We start from the raw sequence: 18,851 nt of genomic DNA, 5'->3' as shown, positions 1-18,851 counted from the left end.
CGTGAACCTGTCGGATTGAAAAGTCGGAAAAATTGGCCCCGGTGCGGCGAACTGGGTGGGGGCCGTTAACTCACAGCACCGGGGGTGGCGAACTTTCACCATGCCACCTCTATGCCGGGCAAAGCGGGCGGTTCCGGGGAGGGCACGAGACCTCTTCGGGGTTTTCGGGCGGCGAAACCGCGATGGCTTGCCTTTGTGCCGGACTGGCGGCAGAGTTACGGGAATGACCCCACAACCCCCCACCCCGTTTCCCGCGCGCTCCGATCCGGACGACCGGGTGGCTTTCGACCGGCAGGAACTGGGGTCAATCCTGACACTCTATGGCCGGATGGTCGCCGCTGGTGAATGGCGTGACTACGGCATGTCGTTCCTGCGCGATGTGGCTGTGTTTTCGGTGTTCCGGCGCACGGCCGAAAATCCCATTTATCGGATCGAGAAACGCCCCCGGCTGCGGGCGCGACAGGGAATGTATGCGGTGATTGGAATGGACGGGCAGATCCTGAAGCGCGGCGCTGATCTGCGGCAGGTGCTGCGGGTGCTTGAGCGCAAGCTGATCCGCGCGGTCGACTGACCTGCGCGACGCGCCTGTTGCGAGGGCAGGAGCGAGGGGCCAGCCCCTCGCGCTCCCCGGAGTATTTCTGCAAAGAAGAAACCAAGGTTAGAGAAGCAGACGACGTCGCGCGATGATTTCGCCGTCGCCTGCGGCATGAATTCTGGCAATCGCGCTTGCGATATCCTCGCGGATCACCGCCATGGCGAAGGCGGTGGCGTGGATCATGGTTTGTGGGCTTTCGACCAGCGCGACATGGCCGTTCCAGAACAACAGGTCGTTCCGACGCAGGGGGTCAGCGTCATCGATCACAGTGCCCAACGTGCGCGCCTGCTGGTCGCTGTCGCCCCGACAAGGAAGTCCGGCGGCAAGGCAGGCGGCCTGAACCAACCCGGAACAATCGATTCCGTCGCCGGTATTGCCTGCCCACAGGTAGGGCGTGCCAAGAAACAGTGCCGCCGTAGCCGCCGGATCGTGCAGATAGGCGGTCAGATGGCGCAGGTGGGACTTTGGGAGGATGCCGGTCCCGCCGCTCCATGCGATTTCGGTCCAGTTGCCGGAATGACCTGTGACACAGACCCTTGCACCGAAGGGCAGGCGCAGAAGCGGTGGCGCCTTGAAGCCGGCGGGCGGGTAAATATGGGTCTGGCGCAGGCAGACAGCATGGGTCGCTGCAACGGGTTCAGCCAGCGACACGGCAGGCACATAGCCGCAGTATCCATCCTTTGCCGACTGGACAAAGGCCCAGCCGTCGCGGGTTTCGAAAACAGTTACATCGTCACCGAACAGCAGTTGCCGGTCCAGCGGGCCGTCGGGCGTGGCGTATAGGCCAGCCTGAAACTGGATCACCTGGGCCGGGGTGCCGTCGGTGAAGGATTCAGCCTGGATCTGGCCGCGCAGATGGCTGGCGGCGACGCGGCCGTTGGCGGGTGTGAGGCGACGGTCGTTCACAGTGACAGAAGGCCGGGCAGAGCCTGAAGGATCGCCCGGGCGCCCTGGCCCGCTCCGCCTTTTGGACGGGCGGGGGCGGGGCTGGGTTGCCAGCCATAGATATCGAAATGGACATAGGGTGCCGACCCGGCAAAGCGGCGCAGGAACAGCGCTGCCGTGATCGAACCTGCGAAACCGCCCGAGGGCGCATTGTCGAGGTCGGCGATACCCGGCTCGATCATCGGTTCATAGGGCGCCCAGAAAGGCATGCGCCACAGAGGGTCGCGCACCGCCGCACCCGCCTGTGCCAAGGCCGCTGCAATCGCGTCATCGTCACAATAGAAGGGTGCCAGATCGGGGCCGACCGCCACTCGTGCAGCACCAGTCAGGGTGGCCATGGAGATTGTCAGGTCGGATTCGCCCTCGGCCGCGAGGGCAAGGGCATCGGCCAGCACCAGCCGGCCCTCGGCATCGGTGTTGTTGATTTCAACCGTCAGCCCTTTGCGTGATTTCAGGATGTCGCTGGGGCGGAAACTGTTGCCGGACACAGCATTTTCCACCGCCGGAATCAGCACCCTGAGGCGCAGTGGCAGGTTCAGGCCCATGATCATCTGCGCCAAGCCCAGAACGGTTGCCGCCCCGCCCATATCCTTTTTCATCAGCCCCATGGAGGCTCCGGGTTTCAGGTTCAGCCCGCCGGTGTCGAAACAGACGCCCTTGCCGACCAGGGTCAGGCGGGGGCCCGATGTGCCCCAGGTCATGTCGATCAGGCGGGGCGCATCCGATGCGGCGCGTCCGACGGCATGGATCAGCGGGAAATTCGCGTCGGTCAGCTCGTCGCCGATCACCGAGGTCACTTCGGCGCCGAACTCTCGTGCCAGATCGCGCACTGCCCGTTCCAAAGCCGCCGGGCCCATATCGTTGGCGGGCGTATTGATCAGATCGCGGGTCAGCGCTTCGCCTGCGGCGATGATCTCAAGCCGCCGGGCGTCGCAGCCCTCTGGCGCCATCAACTGTGCCTTGAGGGCGGGATTCATTGGGTCGGACATTGTCGCATAGCGATCGAACCGGTATCCGGCCAGCAACCAGCCGAGAGCGGCCTCGTTACGCATGGGTTCGGGCAGGTCGGTGGCCAGATGCCAGGTGCCGGCCGGAAGTTTTTCGCGCGCACCCCCCAGGACGAACCGATGGCGGCCTGCCTTGGCCGGATCACCGAGACCAACCAAGGCCAACGCCGGGAGGCCCTGTCCGTTGGGCACGACCAGCACCGCCCCGACGCCGGCGGTGAATCCGTTGGCGCCAATCCAGGCCTGTACCGTCGCATCCTGCCCCGTCAGCCAAGTGTCGAGTGAGGCTGTATCGACAAGGTGGATCGGGCGGGAATCGTCGGCGGGCGCAGCGAAGGTCTGGGTCATCGCGATGTCTTTCCTTGGGGGCGGGCCGAGGGCCGATCACCGGTCCGCTGAAATGGTCCGATCACGGGGCAGGGCGCCGTTGCGTTCTGCTGCCCACCCTATCCGCCCGCCGCGCGCCTGCAAGGTGTCAGGTGATGACAGATCAGACGATCCTGTCCTGCAAATCCCAGATGGCGGTCAGCGCATCGTTGCCCAGCCGGATCATCCGCGACAGATTGGCCGCCAGCGCAACGGAATCGTGGCTGTGCGTCAAGACGGCCACTGTGCAGGCCACACGGCCCAGCCGGTCAAGCCCGAGAAGAGCCGCCGCATGGGCCGTCTCGCGGCTGGCGGCATCCAGACGTTCAAACCTGTCGTCGCGATAGGCGATGGCCGCGCGGGACATGGCAAGGGCCAGATCCTCAAGCGCTTCGCCCAGCGCGCGGTTGACCACCTGCGGATTGCCGACGCCGCGCAGATGCGCGAGGGTTTCATTATCGATGGATATCCCCTCGCGCGGAACCAGATTGGTGACCCCGATGATTTCACTCATGCCATACCCCTTGCGCCCCGCCATGGGTGTGCCATCGATTGCTCAAGAATTCCTTGCGGGGGGCGGCAGAAATAGCTCGAATTCCTGCAAAATGCCCGCTAGACAGGCCGAGAACATCCCAGCCTCAGGTCTGACAGATGCCCCATGTCCGCCCACTTCCCGCCTATCTGATCCAACGTTTTCACGGCTGGAAGGCGACGACCTATGCTGAAAACCGGGTGTGGTACAAACGCCTTGCAGACGAAGGCCAGCGGCCCCGCGCCATGGTGATCTCGTGCTGTGACAGCCGGGTGCATGTCACCTCGATCTTTGGCGCGGATCAGGGCGAATTCTTTATCCATCGCAACATTGCCAGCCTTGTGCCGCCTTACACGCCCGATGGCGACCATCACGGCACCTCGGCGGCGGTAGAATACGCCGTCAGTGCGCTGAAGGTGGCGCATCTGATCGTGCTGGGTCACTCCAACTGCGGCGGCGTGCAGGGTTGTTATGACATGTGTTCGGGGCAAGCCCCCGATCTGGAGCAGAAGTCGAGCTTTATCGGTCGCTGGATGGATATTCTGCGCCCGGGATTCGATGGCCTTCCGGACGTGGACGAACAGGCGCGGCGCACCGAACTGGAAAAAGTTGCGGTGCGGATATCGCTGGACAACCTGATGACCTTTCCGTTCATCGCAGACGCCGTAAACGAAGAACGGCTGAGCCTGCACGGGCTTTGGAACGACATCGGCGAAGGTGAATTGCACGCGTTGGATCCGGTCAGCGGGACTTTCAGTTCGGTCTGACCGGATCCAACGCATTTTTCCGCACATCCGACAGCGGCTGATTGTACTCGGGCGTCGCGATCACGACCGCTCCGGCCTCTGAGATTTGTGCTGCCAGTGTTCGACCGCACCGGGGATGCCATCCGAAGTTTCAAAATCGCCGTCATAGAGCGGTAAGCGCAGATCAGCATCGGCGTGGGGCCTGCCGTTAAGCCGCGCCGCCTCGGCCAGCATCTTGCAGTTGTTGGAGGCTTTATGCAGGGTGCCAGAGATGCAAAGCAATATGTAGTCAGCCTTTCAGGATCGGGTTGGTGCAGACCGGGACCGGATGCACCACAACAACAAAACAAACACCGTCACGATTGGCGACAAGATCGGTGACACGAAAACGGAGAACGGCGATGCGGCACGGTGGCGAGATTCTGGCAAACGCTCTTGCGGCGCATGGGGTCGGGCGGGTGTTCTCGGTTCCCGGCGAGAGTTTTCTGGCGGCGCTCGACGGGCTTTACGAGATCGGGATTCCCAACACCGTCTGCCGTCAGGAAGGCGGCGCCGCGATGATGGCCGAGGCATGGGGCAAGCTGACCGGACAGCCCGGCGTGCTGTTCGTCACCCGAGGGCCGGGGGTCAGCAATGCCTGCGCCGGTCTGCATGTCGCGATGCAGGATTCCACCCCGATGATCGCCTTTGTCGGACAGATCTCCCGGGGCCACCGCGACCGCGAGGCCTTTCAGGAGGTCGATTACCGCAGCGTTTTTGGCAGCTTTGTGAAATGGGTGGCCGAAGTCGATCAGACCGAGCGCTTGCCGGAATACATCAACCGCGCGTTTCATATGGCGATGTCGGGTCGCCCCGGTCCGGTGGTTCTGGCTCTGCCCGAAGACATGCTGTCGGCCCTGTCCGACGCGCCCGATCTGGCCCCCACCGCGCCTGCCATTGCTGGGGTTTCCGATGCGCAGGTGTCGGCCTTGGCGGGAATGATCGCTGCCGCCGAACGCCCCTTGATCGTGGCTGGCGGTCCGGGCTGGTCAGAGCAAGCCGCAGCCGACCTAAAGGATTTCGCCGAAAGCTGGGGGTTGCCGGTCGCGGTGACCTTCCGCCGTCAGGGGCATATGGACAACCGTTCGCCCGCCTATGCCGGGGATCTGGCCGTGGGGATGAACCCGCAACTGGGCGCGCGGCTGCAATCTGCCGATCTGCTGGTGCTGCTGGGTACGCGGTTTGGGGATATTCCGACGGGAGGGTACGAGCTGATTGATCCTGCCGCGCCGGGCGTTGCGATTGCCCATATTCACCCGTCGCCGGACGAGATTGGGCGGGTGTACCGCACCGATCTGGCAATTCCGGCGCGTGCGGCGGATGTTCTGGCGGCGCTGGTCCGGCTGACGCCTCCGCCCCGCGATTTGGAATGGCAGGCGACAGCGCGGGCAGAATACGAGACTTGGCAACAGCCCAAGGAAACGCCGGGTGCGGTCAAGCTGGAACAGGTGATCGGCTGGCTGTCGGCCAACCTGCCCGATGACGCGGTGCTGACCAACGGCGCGGGCAACTATGCCGCCTTCCTGCACCGATATTTCCGGTTTAAACATTATGGCACGCAACTGGCTCCGACCAGCGGGTCGATGGGATATGGATTTCCGGCGGCCATCGCGGCATCGCTCGCCAGTCCGGGGTCATGCGTGGTGTGCCTTGCCGGGGACGGGTGTTTCCAGATGACGCTGAATGAGATGTCCACGGCGGTCCAGCATGGCGCGACGCCTATTGTGGTGGTGGTTAACAACGGGCGTTACGGTACAATCCGCATGCATCAGGAAAACCACTATCCCGGGCGGGTCAGCGGCACCGATCTGGTCAATCCGGATTTCGCCGCACTGGCCCGTGCCTATGGCGGGCACGGCGAAACGGTTGTGGCGACAGCGGATTTTCCGGTGGCATTCGCGCGGGCGCGGGACAGCGGTAAACCGGCGGTGATCGAATTGCAGGTCGACCCGGACACCTTGTCCACCGGCCAGAGCCTGAGCGGAACACGCGCGGCGGCACTGGCGCGACTGGGGCGGTAATCCCGGGCGCCCTCAGGCGTTGGACGTCCAGCCGGTTTGCGGCGGCAGAAACGCCTCGACTGCGGCGGTTGCGATCACCGTGATTTCGCCGGTGTCGGGGTTGGTCACGTCAAGCCCGCCATGCACCGCCGTGACGCTGACCCGGCCCCGGGGCAGGCCGGTGGCCAGCGCTGCGCAATCCACCGCATCGGGGTTCTGGACGGCGACAGTCACCCGCACCTCCATCGTATCGTGCGGCAGGTCCAGCGCGCCGAACAGCGGAATCGAGGAATGGCGAATCGCGTCTTCGATCGCGCGGCGGGCAGCCTTGGTGTAATCCTGCCCGTGCAGATCGTTGCCCGTGCCCATTTCGATGATGAACCGCTGCATGGTCACTCTCCCCCGGCCTCGTCGGCCCTGCTCATGTCGAAACTGACCGAAATCGCGGCATTGGCAATCACCGTGGGTTTGCCGCCATCAGCGCGGGGCACGTCCAGCCCGCCCTTGACCACCCGCACCACCGGTTGCCCATAGGGGAATACGGCGGCCAGAGCGGCGGTGTCGACTGCTTCGGGCTGTTGCACGCCGACTTCCACGTCGATCAGCATGGCATTTTTGTCGAACCCGAACAGTTCGGCAAGATTGATTGAATTGTGCCACAGCGCATCTCTCAGCGCCCTGACCGAAGCCTCGGTATAGTCCTGTCGGCGCAGGGATGTCCCCATGCCGAATTCTGTCAGAAGGCGTCGCTTCATGGCTCAGGCTCCGATGCGGCGAGGATCGGCGGGATAGGTGCCCAGCATGATGATCTCATCGGTAAAGTGTTCAAGCTCTTCGAACGCGCGGAGCATGTTGGCATCTTCGGGGTGGCCCTCGACGTCAGCATAGAACTGGGTCGCGGTGAAATCGCCGCCGACCATATAACTTTCCAGCTTCGTCATGTTGATGCTGTTGGTCGCGAAACCGCCCATCGCCTTGTACAGCGCAGCGGGGATGTTGCGCACGCGGAACACGAAAGACGTGATCATCGGGCCGTCACCGCGGCGCGACAGATCCGCGTCGCGGGCCATGACAAGGAACCGGGTGGTGTTGTTGTCGAAATCTTCAATATGCCGGGCCAGCACGTCGAGCCCATAGATTTCGCCCGCCAACTCGCTGGCCAGCGCCGCCGCCGAAGGTTCGCCCGCCTGCGCCACAAGCGCCGCAGATCCGGCAGTGTCGATCCCGGTCAGCGGACGGATGGCGTGGTCTTTCAAGAAAGTGCGGCACTGACCCAGCAGCACCGTATGGCTCATCGCCGTCTTGACCTGCTCCAGCCGGGTGCCCGGCACGGCCAGCAGATTGATATGGACCCGTACAAAGGTTTCATCGACAATTTTCAGCCCGCTTTCGGGCAACAGCGAATGCACGTCGGCCACCCGACCATAGGTCGAATTCTCGACCGCGATCATTCCAAGCTCGGCGTCGCCGTTGCGCACGGCGGAAATCGCGTCTTCGAATGTGGTGCAGGGATGGGGAGTGAAATCGGGTCGCGCCTGGACGCAGGCCTGATGACCATAAGCGCCAAGTTCGCCCTGAAATGCGATCGATCTGGTCATGGTTGTCCTTTTCTGCGCCCCGTCGCTCTGGAAAATTGGCCAAGGGCGAATGGTCGCGGTTCATATCGCTTGAAAGCGGGTGCTGTAAGGGGATAGGAAGCTGTCAACCAACTGGCAAGACGGATCGCGACATGTTCGACACAATGACCCTGACCAAGATCGTTGGCGCCTTCTGCGGGGCGCTTCTGGTATTCCTGCTTGGCGGGTGGGTGGCGGAAACGCTGTATCACACCGGCGGTGACCACGGCGAAGACCACCAACAAGCCTATGCGATCGAGACCGGCATCGAAGAGGTCGACGAATCAGCACCCGAAGTGGATGTCGCCGAATTGATGGCATCGGCCGATGCCGCTGCCGGCGAACGGGTGTTCTCCAAGTGCAAGGCCTGTCACAAACTTGACGGATCAAACGGCACTGGCCCGCATCTGGACGGCGTCGTCGGACGCGCGGTCGATTCAGTTGACGGTTTCAACTACTCTGGCGCGCTGGAAGAGGTGGCACAGGTTTGGGATCATGAACATCTGTTCGGCTTCCTGGCCAACCCGAAGCAATACGCACCGGGCACCAAGATGAGCTTTTCCGGTCTGCCCAAGGACACCGACCGTGCCAACCTCATCGCTTATCTTGAGACATTTTCAGGCTGATCGCACCACCCGTGCGCACGCCCCGGATGCCGGCCCCCGTGGCCGGCATTTTCGTATCGCGCTGGCGGCATACGGTCGGATCACCACAAGTTCACCAGTTTCGGCTTGATCATTCCGCACCCGACCTTACCGTGAAACAACGCTTGTAACGGGCAGGATCTCGCCCGCCCGCACCACATCCGTGCCGATTTAGGAGCCGTCGATGCCCCACCCCCAACCCGCTATCCCGTCGCGTATTCTGTCGCGTACCGATCCGGTGGAACGTGCGCTGCGATGGGGGGCTGCATTGTTGGCGGGGGTCGCGATTGCGCTGGGTGCGACGATGGTCCGTGCGCAGAGCGACGAGAATATCACCGTCAGCCACGGTTTTTCCGACCTCGGCGGATTGGTCTATGATGCGGATTTCACCCATCTGAATTACGTGAACCCGGACGCGCCGAAGGGTGGCGAGATTTCGACATGGGCGCGGGGCACCTTCGATTCGATGAACCCCTATACCCGCAAGGGGCGGGCGCATGGGTTTTCTGTTCTGCCCTATGAACAGATCATGATTTCGACCGCCGACGATGCCTATGGCTCGTATTGCATGCTGTGCGAAACGCTGGAGTATCCCGAAAGTCAGGATTGGGTAATCTTCAACCTGCGTCCCGAGGCGCGGTTTTCCGATGGCTCGCCGCTGACTGCCGAAGATGTGAAATTCACCTATGATCTGATGACCGAACAGGGTCTGCCGTCGTTTTCATCCTCGGTCAAAAGCCTGATTCCCTCGGCCGAGGTTTTGGGCCCACAGCGTATCAAGTTTTTCTTCAATCCCGATGTTCCGAAAAAGGGCCGGATTGGTCAGGCCGGGTATTTCGTGGTGTTCCAGAAGAAATGGTACGACGACACCGGTGCCCGGCTGGACGAATCGCGGCTGGAAAATTCGCCCGGCTCCGGCCCCTATGTGATTTCCGAGGTCGAGGTGAACCGTAGGATCGTCGCCACCCGCAACCCCGATTACTGGGGCAAGGATCTGCCGATCATGCAGGGGCGCGCGAATTTCGACAAGATGCGGGTCGAGTTCTTTGCCGACAGCACCGCCGCCATCGAAGGGCTGAAGGCGGGGGTCTATACCTTCCGGCAAGAGACAAGCTCGATCGACTGGGCGACCTCCTATGACTTTCCAAACATTGACGATGGCACCATCGTGAAAAAGGAACTGCCCAACGGCAGCCTTCCGGCGGCGAGCGGTTTTGTCTTCAATCTGCGCAAGGAAAAGTTTCAGGATGTTCGCGTCAGGCAGGCGCTGGGCGCGATGTTCAATTTCACCTGGACGAATGACACCCTGCAATATGGGCTGTTCGCGCACCGCACATCGTTCTGGGAAAACACCCCGCTTGCCGCAACGGGCCTGCCCGAAGGGCGCGAGTTGGAATTGCTGCAAAAGCTGGGCGATCTTGTCGATCCGGCGATCCTGACCGAACCTGCCGTCATGCCCAGTCCCGGAAGCGACCGGCAGCTTGACCGCGATGCGCTGACAGCGGCTTCGGCGCTGCTGGATGCGGCGGGATGGATGACGGGACCGGAAGGCATCCGGATGAAGGACGGCCAGCCGCTGACCGTCGAACTGGTTGAGAACAATCCCAGTTTCGACCGTATTCTGTTGCCCTATATCGACAATCTGAAACGGCTGGGGGTCAAGGCGGTCTATAACCGGATCGACGATGCGCAATACACCCTGCGGGTCCGTGAGCATGATTTCGACATGGTGTTCGACAATTATGTGAACGGTCTGGAAGAAGGGCTGGGGATTTCCCAACGCTATGGCTGTGAAGACCGCGACGATGTGTTCAACCCCGCCGGGTTCTGCAGTCCGGCGGTTGACCAGCTTATCGACGACGTGGTGAAGTCCGAAACCCTAGAGGATATGCAGGCCAGCGTGCGCGCCATCGACCGTATCCTGCGGGCCGAGTATTTCGTTGTGCCGGTCTGGTATAACAACACCTTCTGGGTCGCCTATTACGATATGTTCGAACACCCCGAGCCGCTGCCGCCCTATGCTTTGGGACAGTTGGATTTCTGGTGGTACAATGCCGAGAAGGCGAAAAATATCGCCGGGACCATCAGCGATGACGGCGATGCGGATGCCACGCTGATTGCCGGAGTGCTTGGCTTTCTCGCACTTGCTGGCTTCGTCGGGTACAGAATTCGCCGCAAAAGACGGCTGGCCAATGCGGACTCCGGTCCCATCGCGTCGTCGCGTTAGAGACCGGTCGTATGGGCGCCTATATCCTTCGACGGTTGCTGTTGATCATTCCGACTTTGATCGGGATCATGATCATCAACTTCACCCTGACGCAATTCGTGCCCGGCGGTCCGATCGAACAGATCATCGCAAGGCTGGAGGGCGAAGGCGACGTTTTTGCCGGGATCTCTGGCGGCAGCGGAGACGCAGGCGCGCAGCAGGGGTTCGAGACGGAAAACTATGTTGGGTCGCGCGGCTTGCCGCCTGAATTCATCGCCAAGCTGGAAAAGGAATTCGGCTTTGACAAGCCACCGCTCGAGCGGTTCCTGAACATGATGTGGAACTATATCCGCTTCGATTTTGGCGACAGTTACTTCCGCTCGATCTCGGTCATGGATCTGGTGTTGGAAAAGATGCCGGTGTCGATCACGCTGGGATTATGGAGCACGGTGATCGCCTATCTTGTCTCGATCCCTCTGGGCATCCGAAAGGCGGTGCGGGACGGCAGCAGTTTCGATACCTGGACCAGCGGCCTGATCATCATCGCCTATGCGATTCCCGGGTTCCTGTTCGCGATTCTGCTGTTGGTGCTGTTCGCGGGCGGATCGTATTTTCAGATATTCCCGCTGCGCGGTCTGACCAGCGACAACTGGGATCAGATGTCATTGCTGGGCAAGGTGGTGGATTATTTCTGGCATATCGCCCTTCCGGTCATCGCCAGCACGATTTCCGCCTTTGCCACGCTGACCCTGCTGACCAAGAACAGTTTTCTGGATGAGATAAAGAAACAGTATGTCGTCACCGCCAAGGCCAAGGGCCTGTCGGAATCGGCGGTTCTGTACGGGCATATCTTCCGCAACGCGATGCTGATCGTGATTGCCGGATTCCCGTCGGTGTTCATCGGTGTGTTCTTTGGTGGATCGCTGATCATCGAAACCATATTCTCGCTTGATGGGTTGGGCCGACTGGGGTTCGAGGCGGCGGTGGCGCGGGATTATCCGGTGATCTTCGGCACACTGTTCTTCTTTGGGCTGATCGGACTTGTTGTCGGCATCCTGTCCGACCTGATGTATGTCTTCGTCGATCCGCGCATCGACTTTGAATCGCGCGAGGGCTGACATGACATTGCCCGATAAACCCGTCGTGCCCGCCGCGGGCATGGATGCTCCGGCCCCGGTGATCCCGGGCAAGAAACGCCTGTATCTGTCGCCGCTCAATCAGCGGCGTTGGCGCAACTTCAAACGCAACCGCCGCGCGCTCTGGTCGCTGTGGATCTTTGGCGTGATCTTTTTCGTCTCGCTGTTTGCCGAATTCATCGCCAACGACAAACCGATCCTGGTGAACTACCGCGGCGAATATTTCATGCCGGTGTTCAGTTTCTATCCCGAAACCGCCTTTGGTGGCGATTTCAAGAGCGAAGCGGTCTATGCCGACCCCGAGGTGCAATGCCTTATCCGAACCGGCGGGATGGAGGGTTGTTTCGACAGCCCCGACACCCTGATCGCATCGGTAGAGTCCGGAGAATTGCAGGCCGCCGACCCCGAGGCGGTAACCGGATGGATCCTTTGGCCGCCGATCCCCTATTCCTATAACACGATCAACGATATCGGGCGCGCTGCACCCTCGCCGCCCGACCGCGATCACATTCTGGGGACCGATGACACCGCACGGGATGTGGCGGCGCGGGTGCTTTACGGATTCCGTTTGTCGATCCTGTTCACCCTGATCGTCACGGTGATCACCAGCATTGTCGGTATCATTGCCGGGGCGCTTCAGGGGTTCTTTGGCGGCTGGACCGATCTGTTGTTTCAGCGGTTCCTTGAAATCTGGTCCAGTATGCCGTCGCTCTACGTCATCATCATCCTGTTCGCGATTCTCGGGCGGGGGTTCTGGTTGCTGGTCTTTGTCACCGTGTTGTTCGGCTGGCCGGCCTTGGTCGGGGTTGTGCGGGCTGAATTTTTGCGGGCGCGCAACTTTGAATATGTCCGCGCGGCGCGGGCTTTGGGCGTGGGGAACTGGACGATCATGTTCCGTCATATGCTGCCCAATGCCATGGTCGCCACGGTCACGATGCTGCCGTTCATCATCACCGGGACCATTGCCACGCTGGCCAGCCTTGATTTTCTCGGCTTCGGGTTGCCGTCTTCTTCGCCGTCTCTGGGCGAGCTGACGTTGCAGGCGAAACAGAACCTTCAAGCGCCCTGGCTGGGCTTCACCGCCTTCTTCACCTTTGCGATCATGCTGTCGCTGCTGGTGTTCATATTTGAAGGCATCCGCGACGCCTTTGACCCCAGAAAGACCTTCCTTTGACCGTTTCCGAGACCGTCCTTAAAGTCACCGATCTGAACGTGTCATTCCGGCAGGACGGGGCCGAAACCCATGCGGTGCGTGGGGTGACGTTTCATGTGGACCGGGGCGAAACCGTCGCGCTGGTCGGAGAGTCCGGCTCAGGCAAATCAGTGACTGCGCTGTCCACCGTTTCGCTGTTGGGGGATTCGGCCCATACGACCGGCTCGATTGTTTATGAGGGCACCGAGATGATCGGTGCGGCCGAGAAGGACCTGCGCCGGGTGCGCGGCAACGACATCAGCTTTATCTTTCAAGAGCCGATGACATCACTGAACCCGCTGCACACACTGGAGCGGCAGTTGGCCGAATCTCTGGCCTTGCATCAGGGGCTGAGCGGCCAAAAGGCCCGCGCCCGGATTATCGAACTGCTGATACAGGTCGGGATCAACGATCCTGAATCGCGGCTGGGGGCCTATGCGCACCAGTTGTCGGGCGGGCAGCGTCAACGGGTGATGATCGCCATGGCGCTTGCCAACGGGCCTGACCTGTTGATCGCTGATGAACCGACCACCGCTCTGGACGTGACGATTCAGGCGCAGATCCTTGACCTGCTGGCCGATCTGAAACGCGATGCCGGGCTGTCGATGCTGTTCATCACCCATGACCTTGGCATCGTGCGAAAGATTGCCGACCGGGTTTGCGTGATGAAAGACGGGCAGATCGTCGAACAGGGTCCGACGGCTGAAATCTTCGGCAATCCACAGCATCCCTATACGAAATCGCTCCTGAGCGCGGAAAGCACCGGCACCCCCGCCCCCGTTCCCGAGGACGCCGAGGAAATCGTGCGTACCGAAAATCTGCGCATCTGGTTTCCGATCCAGCGCGGGTTGCTGAAACGCACCGTGGGCCACGTCAAGGCGGTGAATGCCGCGACACTTGCGGTGCGATCGGGCGAAACGGTCGGGATTGTCGGCGAATCGGGCTCGGGCAAGACCACTCTGGCGCTGGCGATCATGCGGCTCATTCCCTCCAAAGGGCCGGTGGTCTTCATGGGCCGCGACATTCAGGGTCTGCGCGGGCGTGACATGCGGCCGATCCGGGCGGCGATGCAGATCGTGTTTCAGGATCCATATGGGTCGCTGTCGCCACGCATGACGGTTGAAGAAATCATCGCCGAGGGTCTGACTGTCCACGGCACCCGTGACGGGCAGGACAAGCGCACCATGGTCGCCAACATCATGTCCGAGGTGGGGTTGGACCCGACCACGATGCACCGCTATCCGCATGAATTTTCCGGCGGCCAGCGACAGCGTATCGCCATCGCCCGGGCGATGATCCTGCGCCCGCTTCTGGTGGTTCTGGACGAGCCCACATCGGCGCTGGACATGACGGTGCAGGTGCAGATCGTGAAGCTTCTGCGCGATTTGCAGCAGAAATACCGGCTTGCCTATCTGTTCATCTCGCACGACCTGAAGGTGGTGCGCGCCCTGTCGCACAAGGTGCTGGTGATGAAGCAGGGCGATGTGGTGGAGCAGGGCAGCGCCTCTGACATCTTCGAGGCGCCACAGACCGAATACACCCGCACCCTTCTGGCCGCCGCACTGGATCACCGCGCAACAGTTTAAGGACCTGCGGGGGGTGGGTTGCAATGTGACCCATTCCCATGACCGGGCAACTGCGGCAGGTTCGGTATCGAAACGCCATAAGCAAAGAACCGGAGCAACCATGGCAAGGCAGGAACGACTGTTCGGCGTGATCGGACTGGGAAATTTCGGTGGCACCGTCGCGACCGAGCTGACGCGGTTCGGCAATCATGTGATCGGGATTGATCAGAATGAACGGCTGGTGTCGGCCCATGCCGAACAGCTTAGTCAGGCGATGATCGCCGATGCCCGCGACGAAGCCGCCCTGCGCGAGGCGGGTTTGGGCGAATGCGATATCGTTCTGGTCGCCATGGGCCACGATCTCGAGGCGAATATTCTGGCCTCGATCAACCTGAAAATGATCGGCGTCAAAACCGTCTGGGCCAAGGCGACGACCCGCACCCACCACCGGATTCTGTCGAAACTGGGGGTTGATCGGATCATCCACCCCGAGGTCGAGGTGGGCCAGCACATCGCGCAAGTGCTGCATAATCCGCTGGTGCGAGACTATGTCTCGCTTGGCAACGGATATCATGTGGTGAACTTCATGGTGCCCGAAAGCCTCGAGGGCAAACGTCTTTCCGACCTGCCCCATACCAACGACCACAACCTGCGCTGTGTCGGCGTGATGCGTGGCACTGAATTTGTCGGGCGGGATGGCGACGGATGTATATTGGAGGGTGATGACCGGCTGCTTTTGCTGGGCCAGCGCAAGGATCTTCGGGCGTTTGCGGCCACCCTTTAATGCAGCGGATGTTCAACACCCGGAGCAGGAAAACCCGGCTGGAACGACTGCCGCCACCCGCCCTGCTTGCGCTGATGTATCTGGTGCTGATCTTCGTCGGAACCGCTTTGTTGCTTGCTCCGGTTTCCAACCACGGTGGGGTCACATGGGGGGATGCGCTGTTTACCTCGACCTCGGCGGTGACGGTGACCGGGCTGGTGGTTGTAGACATCGGCAGCACGTTCACCCTGTTCGGTCAGGGGGTGATCGCAGTGCTGATCCAGATGGGCGGGCTGGGTTTGATGACCTTCGGTGTGCTGCTTTGGCGGGCGCTGGGCCTGCCGCTTAACATGCCGCAACGGATGATCCTGCGCGAGGATCTGAATCAGACGTCGATTGGCAATCTGACAGCGCTGGTGCGGGTGATCATGTTGGTCGCGCTGGGCTGCGAGGCGGTGGGCACCCTGCTGCTGGCGCTTGTTTTTGTGCCTGAACTGGGTTGGGCGCAGGGGCTTTGGCATGCGGCCTTTCACGCGATATCGGCCTTTAACAATGCCGGTTTCGCGCTTTATCCTGACAGTCTGTCGCGCTGGGTTGGCAACCCTCTGGTGAACATCACCGTGCCTGCGCTGTTCATTCTGGGCGGGCTGGGGTTCATCGTGATCGCCGATATCTGCGACAAGCGGCGGTTTCGCACGCTGATGCTGCATTCCAAGCTGATGCTGGTGGGCACGCTGGGCCTGATCCTTTGGGCCTGGGTGATGTTCGCGGCGCTGGAATGGACGAACCTTGGCACCCTTGGCGGGCTGGACAGCACCCTTGATCGGCTGATCGCAAGCTGGTTTCAGGCCGTCACACCGCGCACCGCCGGGTTCAACACGCTGGATACCACGGCGATGCACGATTCAACCGCGCTGCTGACGATCACGCTGATGCTTGTGGGCGGTGGCAGCACTTCCACAGCCGGCGGGATCAAGGTGACGACGCTGTTTGTGCTGGTGCTGGCCACTGTGGCGTTCTTTCGCCGCTCGACCACGTTGCACATCTTTGGGCGATCCCTGGGGGGGGATGAGGTGATGAAGGTGATGGCTCTGACCACCATTTCGATTGTGCTGATGCTCACCGGAATCTTCTTCATCTCGATAACCCACGATGGCGAATTCCTGCATCTGGCCTTCGAGGTGGCATCGGCATTCGGCACCGTCGGCATGTCCATGGGCGCGACCGAAGATCTGGACGGATTTGGCCGCGCGATGATCATGATAATCATGTTTCTTGGCCGGGTCGGGCCGCTGACGCTGGGGTTCTTTCTGGCGACACAGGGGGTGCCTCGGGTGCGGTATCCTGCCGGGCAGGTCTATCTGGGCTGAAGCGCGAATCGCTCTGTGACATGGGTGGGCCGCGCTCCGGCAGCATCGCACAGCGCCAGCCGCGCGGCGTCGTTCAGCCCGGCGTGGATGCCGGTTCGCACCAACGCGCTGTCAAACCCGGCGTTGGCCGCGCCGAGGATGTCATGGTCGGGACTGTCGCCAATACAGATCACACGGGCGGGATCACCCAGCATTTCGCGGGCGATATCATAGATCAGGCGGTGCGGCTTGCCGATCCTCTCGACCGTTCCGCCCATGGTTTCATACAGTTCCGCGATACGCCCGGCACCGAAATCCGGACCCTTGGCGGTGAGCATCGTCATGTCGGGGTTGGTGCACAGGGCCGGAACCCGCCGCGCTGCCGGATCGCTCAGGATGGCGCGATAGCCGTCCAGACCGATTTCCGCGCCCAGCGAACCAGCGATCAGGATCAGATTGGCTTGTGTCGGATCGTCGGTCGCCCTCAGGTCCAGCCCGTCGATCGCCGAAAGATCACCGTCACGGGCCAGCAGCAGAACCCGGGCACCTGCGGCAATCTCGTCCGCTGCGATTCGCCGGGCCAGCAATCCATGCGCCGCCTCGCCCGAGGACAGGACGGTCTCAAAGCTGTCGCGTCGAAACCCCAGCCGCTCCAGCCGCGCGGCGTTCGGCGCGGCGCGTTTGCCCGAATTCGACAGCAGTACGATACGTTTGCCCGGGCGCCGCGCCAGCCAATCCAGCGCCTGCGCCGCACCGGGATAGGCACCACCGCCCGACAGCAAGACACCGAACTGATCGATCAGAAAGGCATCGTAACGCTCGGCCAGTTGTTCCAGCGTCGCGGGCGTCATGATACGCCGTGCCGAGCCAGAAGGGCGGTGCCAAAGGCGGCGTCGGTAGACAGGGCCGGGGCCATCGTTACCCCAAGCCGCCGCTCGCGCAGCCTTGTCCAGACGGGATTGGCCGCGCCGCCGCCGACGCTGCGCAGACGTGTCAGGGCGGGCGCACCCAATTCGCGCAGACGTTGATATCCGAGCGCCTCGATCGCGGCGATCCCGTCGAACAGACCGTGCAGAAACGGCAGGTCGTCATCGGGTCGGGGGGACATGCGGGGCGGCAGGGCGGGATCGGCAATGGGAAACCTTTCGCCCGGGCGCAGCAGCGGGTAAAAATCGCAGCCGCTGTCGGTTTCAGGGTCGATCAGCGCAGTCAGTGCCGCCAGCCGCTCCGGCGTGAAATAGTGCAGCAGCACGCCCCCCCCGCTGTTCGATGCGCCGCCGGCCAGCCATTGCCCCAGAATGCGATGGCTATAGATACCGAATTCGGGGGCAAAGACCGGGCGGTCCGACAGCAGTTTCAGGGTCAGTGTGCTCCCCAGCGCCGTCACCCCGTCGCCGGGCCGGTCGGCCCCTGTGGCCAGAAATGACGCACAGCCATCCGTGGTGCCTGACACGACAACCGCCTCCAAAGGCAGGCCGAATCTATGGGCCATGCCCGGCAGACAGGGCGCGATCACCTCTCCCGCAGGCGGCACATCGGGCAACAGCGCCATATCGGCACCCGTGCGCGCGATCCACTCGGGCCAATGGGCCGCCACCGGGTCGTATCCGGTTTTCAGCGCGTTGTTCTCATCGCTGATCCAGCGCCCCGAAAATTGCCCCGAGATCCAGTCGGCCTGATGCAGCACCCGCGCCGGGCGGTGCTGCATCAGCCCGATCAGTCGGGCCAGACCGCTGGTGGCACCATGGGCCGCACTTGTCGCGGGGGCGTGGGTTGCAATGGTGTGCAGGAGGGCCGGATCGGTGCAGGGATCGTTGTACATCCGCGCCTCGGCCAGCGGTTTTCCGGCGTCATCCGTGGCCAACATCGTGCCGGATGTGCCGTCCACAGCCAGCGCCCGAACGCGGCGCGCATCGACCTGTGCCAGCGCCTGATCCAGCGCGGTCTGCACCGCCTGCCACCACAGCGCCGGGTCACGGGGCGCTTTGATGGAGTTGTATCGCGCAGTCCCGACCGCCAGACAGGTGCTGTCATCGTCAATGACGACAGCCCGGGCCCCCGAGGTGCCGAGATCTATGCCAAGATAAAGATCGTTTTGTGCCATGCCCCGTTGTGCCGCGCGGCAATCGCCACCGCAAGGCTGGTTGCAT

20 protein-coding genes are annotated in these 18,851 nt (G+C 62.1%); 10 read left to right on the top strand and 10 right to left on the bottom strand.

The features are described from left to right. The first annotated feature begins 223 nt into the window (after positions 1-223). Positions 224-571 carry a DUF2794 domain-containing protein gene (locus FQ320_RS16720; protein WP_148474264.1) on the top strand — a complete coding sequence of 116 codons (348 nt, stop codon included), beginning with the start codon at positions 224-226 and terminating at the stop codon, positions 569-571. An 87-nt stretch (positions 572-658) separates the two neighbouring features. Here FQ320_RS16720 and FQ320_RS16715 read toward each other — a convergent pair whose 3' ends face one another. The 3 genes from FQ320_RS16715 to FQ320_RS16705 all read right to left on the bottom strand — a co-directional run bounded on the left by FQ320_RS16715 (position 659) and on the right by FQ320_RS16705 (position 3,427). After that, complete coding sequence (locus tag FQ320_RS16715; protein WP_148474262.1) at positions 659-1,501, bottom strand: NlpC/P60 family protein; 843 nt, start codon at positions 1,499-1,501, stop codon at positions 659-661. Further along, on the bottom strand, positions 1,498-2,895 hold the full coding sequence (locus FQ320_RS16710; RefSeq protein WP_148474260.1) for a M17 family metallopeptidase: 1,398 nt from the start codon (positions 2,893-2,895) through the stop codon (positions 1,498-1,500). The genes FQ320_RS16715 and FQ320_RS16710 overlap by 4 nt, the downstream gene beginning before the upstream one ends. A 142-nt stretch (positions 2,896-3,037) precedes the next feature. Continuing rightward, positions 3,038-3,427: a hypothetical protein gene (locus FQ320_RS16705; protein ID WP_148474258.1), complete on the bottom strand. Its 390-nt coding sequence runs from the start codon at positions 3,425-3,427 to the stop codon at positions 3,038-3,040. A gap of 137 nt (positions 3,428-3,564) precedes the next feature. Between FQ320_RS16705 and FQ320_RS16700 the strand changes: the two genes are divergently transcribed. Continuing rightward, entirely contained in the window at positions 3,565-4,212 is a 648-nt protein-coding gene (locus tag FQ320_RS16700; protein WP_148474256.1) for a carbonic anhydrase, read from the top strand. Here the strand turns inward: FQ320_RS16700 and FQ320_RS26485 are convergent. After that, positions 4,199-4,276 (bottom strand): hypothetical protein, encoded by a 78-nt coding sequence (locus FQ320_RS26485; protein WP_255509574.1) that lies wholly within the window; start codon positions 4,274-4,276, stop codon positions 4,199-4,201. The two genes, FQ320_RS16700 and FQ320_RS26485, sit on opposite strands and share 14 nt — an antisense overlap. Beyond that, entirely contained in the window at positions 4,273-4,473 is a 201-nt protein-coding gene (locus tag FQ320_RS26480) for an NAD(P)H-dependent oxidoreductase (protein WP_255509558.1), read from the bottom strand. Before FQ320_RS26480 ends, FQ320_RS26485 begins: the two co-directional genes overlap by 4 nt. 119 nt (positions 4,474-4,592) lie before the next feature. Between FQ320_RS26480 and FQ320_RS16690 the strand changes: the two genes are divergently transcribed. Then, positions 4,593-6,251 carry a thiamine pyrophosphate-binding protein gene (locus FQ320_RS16690; protein WP_148474254.1) on the top strand — a complete coding sequence of 553 codons (1,659 nt, stop codon included), beginning with the start codon at positions 4,593-4,595 and terminating at the stop codon, positions 6,249-6,251. 12 nt (positions 6,252-6,263) lie between these two features. Here FQ320_RS16690 and FQ320_RS16685 read toward each other — a convergent pair whose 3' ends face one another. Genes FQ320_RS16685 through FQ320_RS16675 form a run of 3 tightly spaced genes read right to left on the bottom strand, consistent with a single transcriptional unit; the run spans position 6,264 to position 7,828 of the window. Next, positions 6,264-6,626 (bottom strand): Lin0512 family protein, encoded by a 363-nt coding sequence (locus FQ320_RS16685; protein ID WP_148474252.1) that lies wholly within the window; start codon positions 6,624-6,626, stop codon positions 6,264-6,266. Beyond that, positions 6,623-6,985, bottom strand: a complete 363-nt coding sequence (locus FQ320_RS16680) for a Lin0512 family protein (protein ID WP_148474250.1) — start codon at positions 6,983-6,985, stop codon at positions 6,623-6,625. The genes FQ320_RS16685 and FQ320_RS16680 overlap by 4 nt, the downstream gene beginning before the upstream one ends. A 3-nt stretch (positions 6,986-6,988) precedes the next feature. Beyond that, positions 6,989-7,828: a prephenate dehydratase gene (locus FQ320_RS16675; protein WP_148474248.1), complete on the bottom strand. Its 840-nt coding sequence runs from the start codon at positions 7,826-7,828 to the stop codon at positions 6,989-6,991. Between the two features lie 131 nt (positions 7,829-7,959). Between FQ320_RS16675 and FQ320_RS16670 the strand changes: the two genes are divergently transcribed. The 7 genes from FQ320_RS16670 (at position 7,960) to FQ320_RS16640 (ending at position 16,722) form a co-directional block, all read left to right on the top strand. Then, positions 7,960-8,472 (top strand): cytochrome c family protein, encoded by a 513-nt coding sequence (locus FQ320_RS16670; RefSeq protein WP_148474246.1) that lies wholly within the window; start codon positions 7,960-7,962, stop codon positions 8,470-8,472. Between the two features lie 202 nt (positions 8,473-8,674). After that, entirely contained in the window at positions 8,675-10,717 is a 2,043-nt protein-coding gene (locus tag FQ320_RS16665; RefSeq protein ID WP_148474244.1) for an extracellular solute-binding protein, read from the top strand. Positions 10,718-10,728: 11 nt separating this feature from the next. Further along, the gene (locus tag FQ320_RS16660; protein WP_148474242.1) at positions 10,729-11,814 is read left to right on the top strand and encodes a microcin C ABC transporter permease YejB; all 1,086 of its coding nucleotides are present in this window, start codon (positions 10,729-10,731) and stop codon (positions 11,812-11,814) included. Positions 11,815-11,854: 40 nt separating this feature from the next. Continuing rightward, entirely contained in the window at positions 11,855-13,006 is a 1,152-nt protein-coding gene (locus FQ320_RS16655; RefSeq protein WP_255509573.1) for an ABC transporter permease, read from the top strand. Beyond that, entirely contained in the window at positions 13,003-14,610 is a 1,608-nt protein-coding gene (locus FQ320_RS16650; RefSeq protein ID WP_148474240.1) for an ABC transporter ATP-binding protein, read from the top strand. Before FQ320_RS16655 ends, FQ320_RS16650 begins: the two co-directional genes overlap by 4 nt. 100 nt (positions 14,611-14,710) lie before the next feature. Then, complete coding sequence (locus tag FQ320_RS16645) at positions 14,711-15,373, top strand: TrkA family potassium uptake protein (protein WP_148474239.1); 663 nt, start codon at positions 14,711-14,713, stop codon at positions 15,371-15,373. Continuing rightward, the gene (locus tag FQ320_RS16640; protein WP_255509557.1) at positions 15,373-16,722 is read left to right on the top strand and encodes a TrkH family potassium uptake protein; all 1,350 of its coding nucleotides are present in this window, start codon (positions 15,373-15,375) and stop codon (positions 16,720-16,722) included. The genes FQ320_RS16645 and FQ320_RS16640 overlap by 1 nt, the downstream gene beginning before the upstream one ends. Here FQ320_RS16640 and FQ320_RS16635 read toward each other — a convergent pair. Both FQ320_RS16635 and FQ320_RS16630 read right to left on the bottom strand, forming a co-directional pair. Next, positions 16,710-17,552 carry a TIGR01459 family HAD-type hydrolase gene (locus FQ320_RS16635; protein WP_148474237.1) on the bottom strand — a complete coding sequence of 281 codons (843 nt, stop codon included), beginning with the start codon at positions 17,550-17,552 and terminating at the stop codon, positions 16,710-16,712. The two genes, FQ320_RS16640 and FQ320_RS16635, sit on opposite strands and share 13 nt — an antisense overlap. After that, the gene (locus tag FQ320_RS16630) at positions 17,549-18,805 is read right to left on the bottom strand and encodes an FGGY-family carbohydrate kinase (RefSeq protein ID WP_148474235.1); all 1,257 of its coding nucleotides are present in this window, start codon (positions 18,803-18,805) and stop codon (positions 17,549-17,551) included. Before FQ320_RS16630 ends, FQ320_RS16635 begins: the two co-directional genes overlap by 4 nt. Positions 18,806-18,851 lie beyond the last annotated feature (46 nt).

Origin of the sequence: Oceaniovalibus sp. ACAM 378 (genome assembly GCF_008085915.1) — a bacterium.
GTDB lineage: Bacteria > Pseudomonadota > Alphaproteobacteria > Rhodobacterales > Rhodobacteraceae > Oceaniglobus.
This window is presented reverse-complemented; position numbering and strand designations above follow the sequence as displayed.

What these genes read in the sequence shown, in the direction of transcription:
- FQ320_RS16720 (WP_148474264.1), top strand. Translation starts at nt 224, where the DNA reads ATGACCCCACAACCCCCCACCCCGTTTCCCGCGCGCTCCGATCCGGAC.
- FQ320_RS16705 (WP_148474258.1), bottom strand. Translation starts at nt 3,427, where the DNA reads ATGAGTGAAATCATCGGGGTCACCAATCTGGTTCCGCGCGAGGGGATA.
- FQ320_RS16690 (WP_148474254.1), top strand. Translation starts at nt 4,593, where the DNA reads ATGCGGCACGGTGGCGAGATTCTGGCAAACGCTCTTGCGGCGCATGGG.
- FQ320_RS16680 (WP_148474250.1), bottom strand. Translation starts at nt 6,985, where the DNA reads ATGAAGCGACGCCTTCTGACAGAATTCGGCATGGGGACATCCCTGCGC.
- FQ320_RS16660 (WP_148474242.1), top strand. Translation starts at nt 10,729, where the DNA reads ATGGGCGCCTATATCCTTCGACGGTTGCTGTTGATCATTCCGACTTTG.
- FQ320_RS16675 (WP_148474248.1), bottom strand. Translation starts at nt 7,828, where the DNA reads ATGACCAGATCGATCGCATTTCAGGGCGAACTTGGCGCTTATGGTCAT.
- FQ320_RS16700 (WP_148474256.1), top strand. Translation starts at nt 3,565, where the DNA reads ATGCCCCATGTCCGCCCACTTCCCGCCTATCTGATCCAACGTTTTCAC.
- FQ320_RS16665 (WP_148474244.1), top strand. Translation starts at nt 8,675, where the DNA reads ATGCCCCACCCCCAACCCGCTATCCCGTCGCGTATTCTGTCGCGTACC.
- FQ320_RS16635 (WP_148474237.1), bottom strand. Translation starts at nt 17,552, where the DNA reads ATGACGCCCGCGACGCTGGAACAACTGGCCGAGCGTTACGATGCCTTT.
- FQ320_RS16645 (WP_148474239.1), top strand. Translation starts at nt 14,711, where the DNA reads ATGGCAAGGCAGGAACGACTGTTCGGCGTGATCGGACTGGGAAATTTC.
- FQ320_RS16640 (WP_255509557.1), top strand. Translation starts at nt 15,373, where the DNA reads ATGCAGCGGATGTTCAACACCCGGAGCAGGAAAACCCGGCTGGAACGA.
- FQ320_RS16670 (WP_148474246.1), top strand. Translation starts at nt 7,960, where the DNA reads ATGTTCGACACAATGACCCTGACCAAGATCGTTGGCGCCTTCTGCGGG.
- FQ320_RS16655 (WP_255509573.1), top strand. Translation starts at nt 11,855, where the DNA reads ATGGATGCTCCGGCCCCGGTGATCCCGGGCAAGAAACGCCTGTATCTG.
- FQ320_RS16710 (WP_148474260.1), bottom strand. Translation starts at nt 2,895, where the DNA reads ATGACCCAGACCTTCGCTGCGCCCGCCGACGATTCCCGCCCGATCCAC.
- FQ320_RS16630 (WP_148474235.1), bottom strand. Translation starts at nt 18,805, where the DNA reads ATGGCACAAAACGATCTTTATCTTGGCATAGATCTCGGCACCTCGGGG.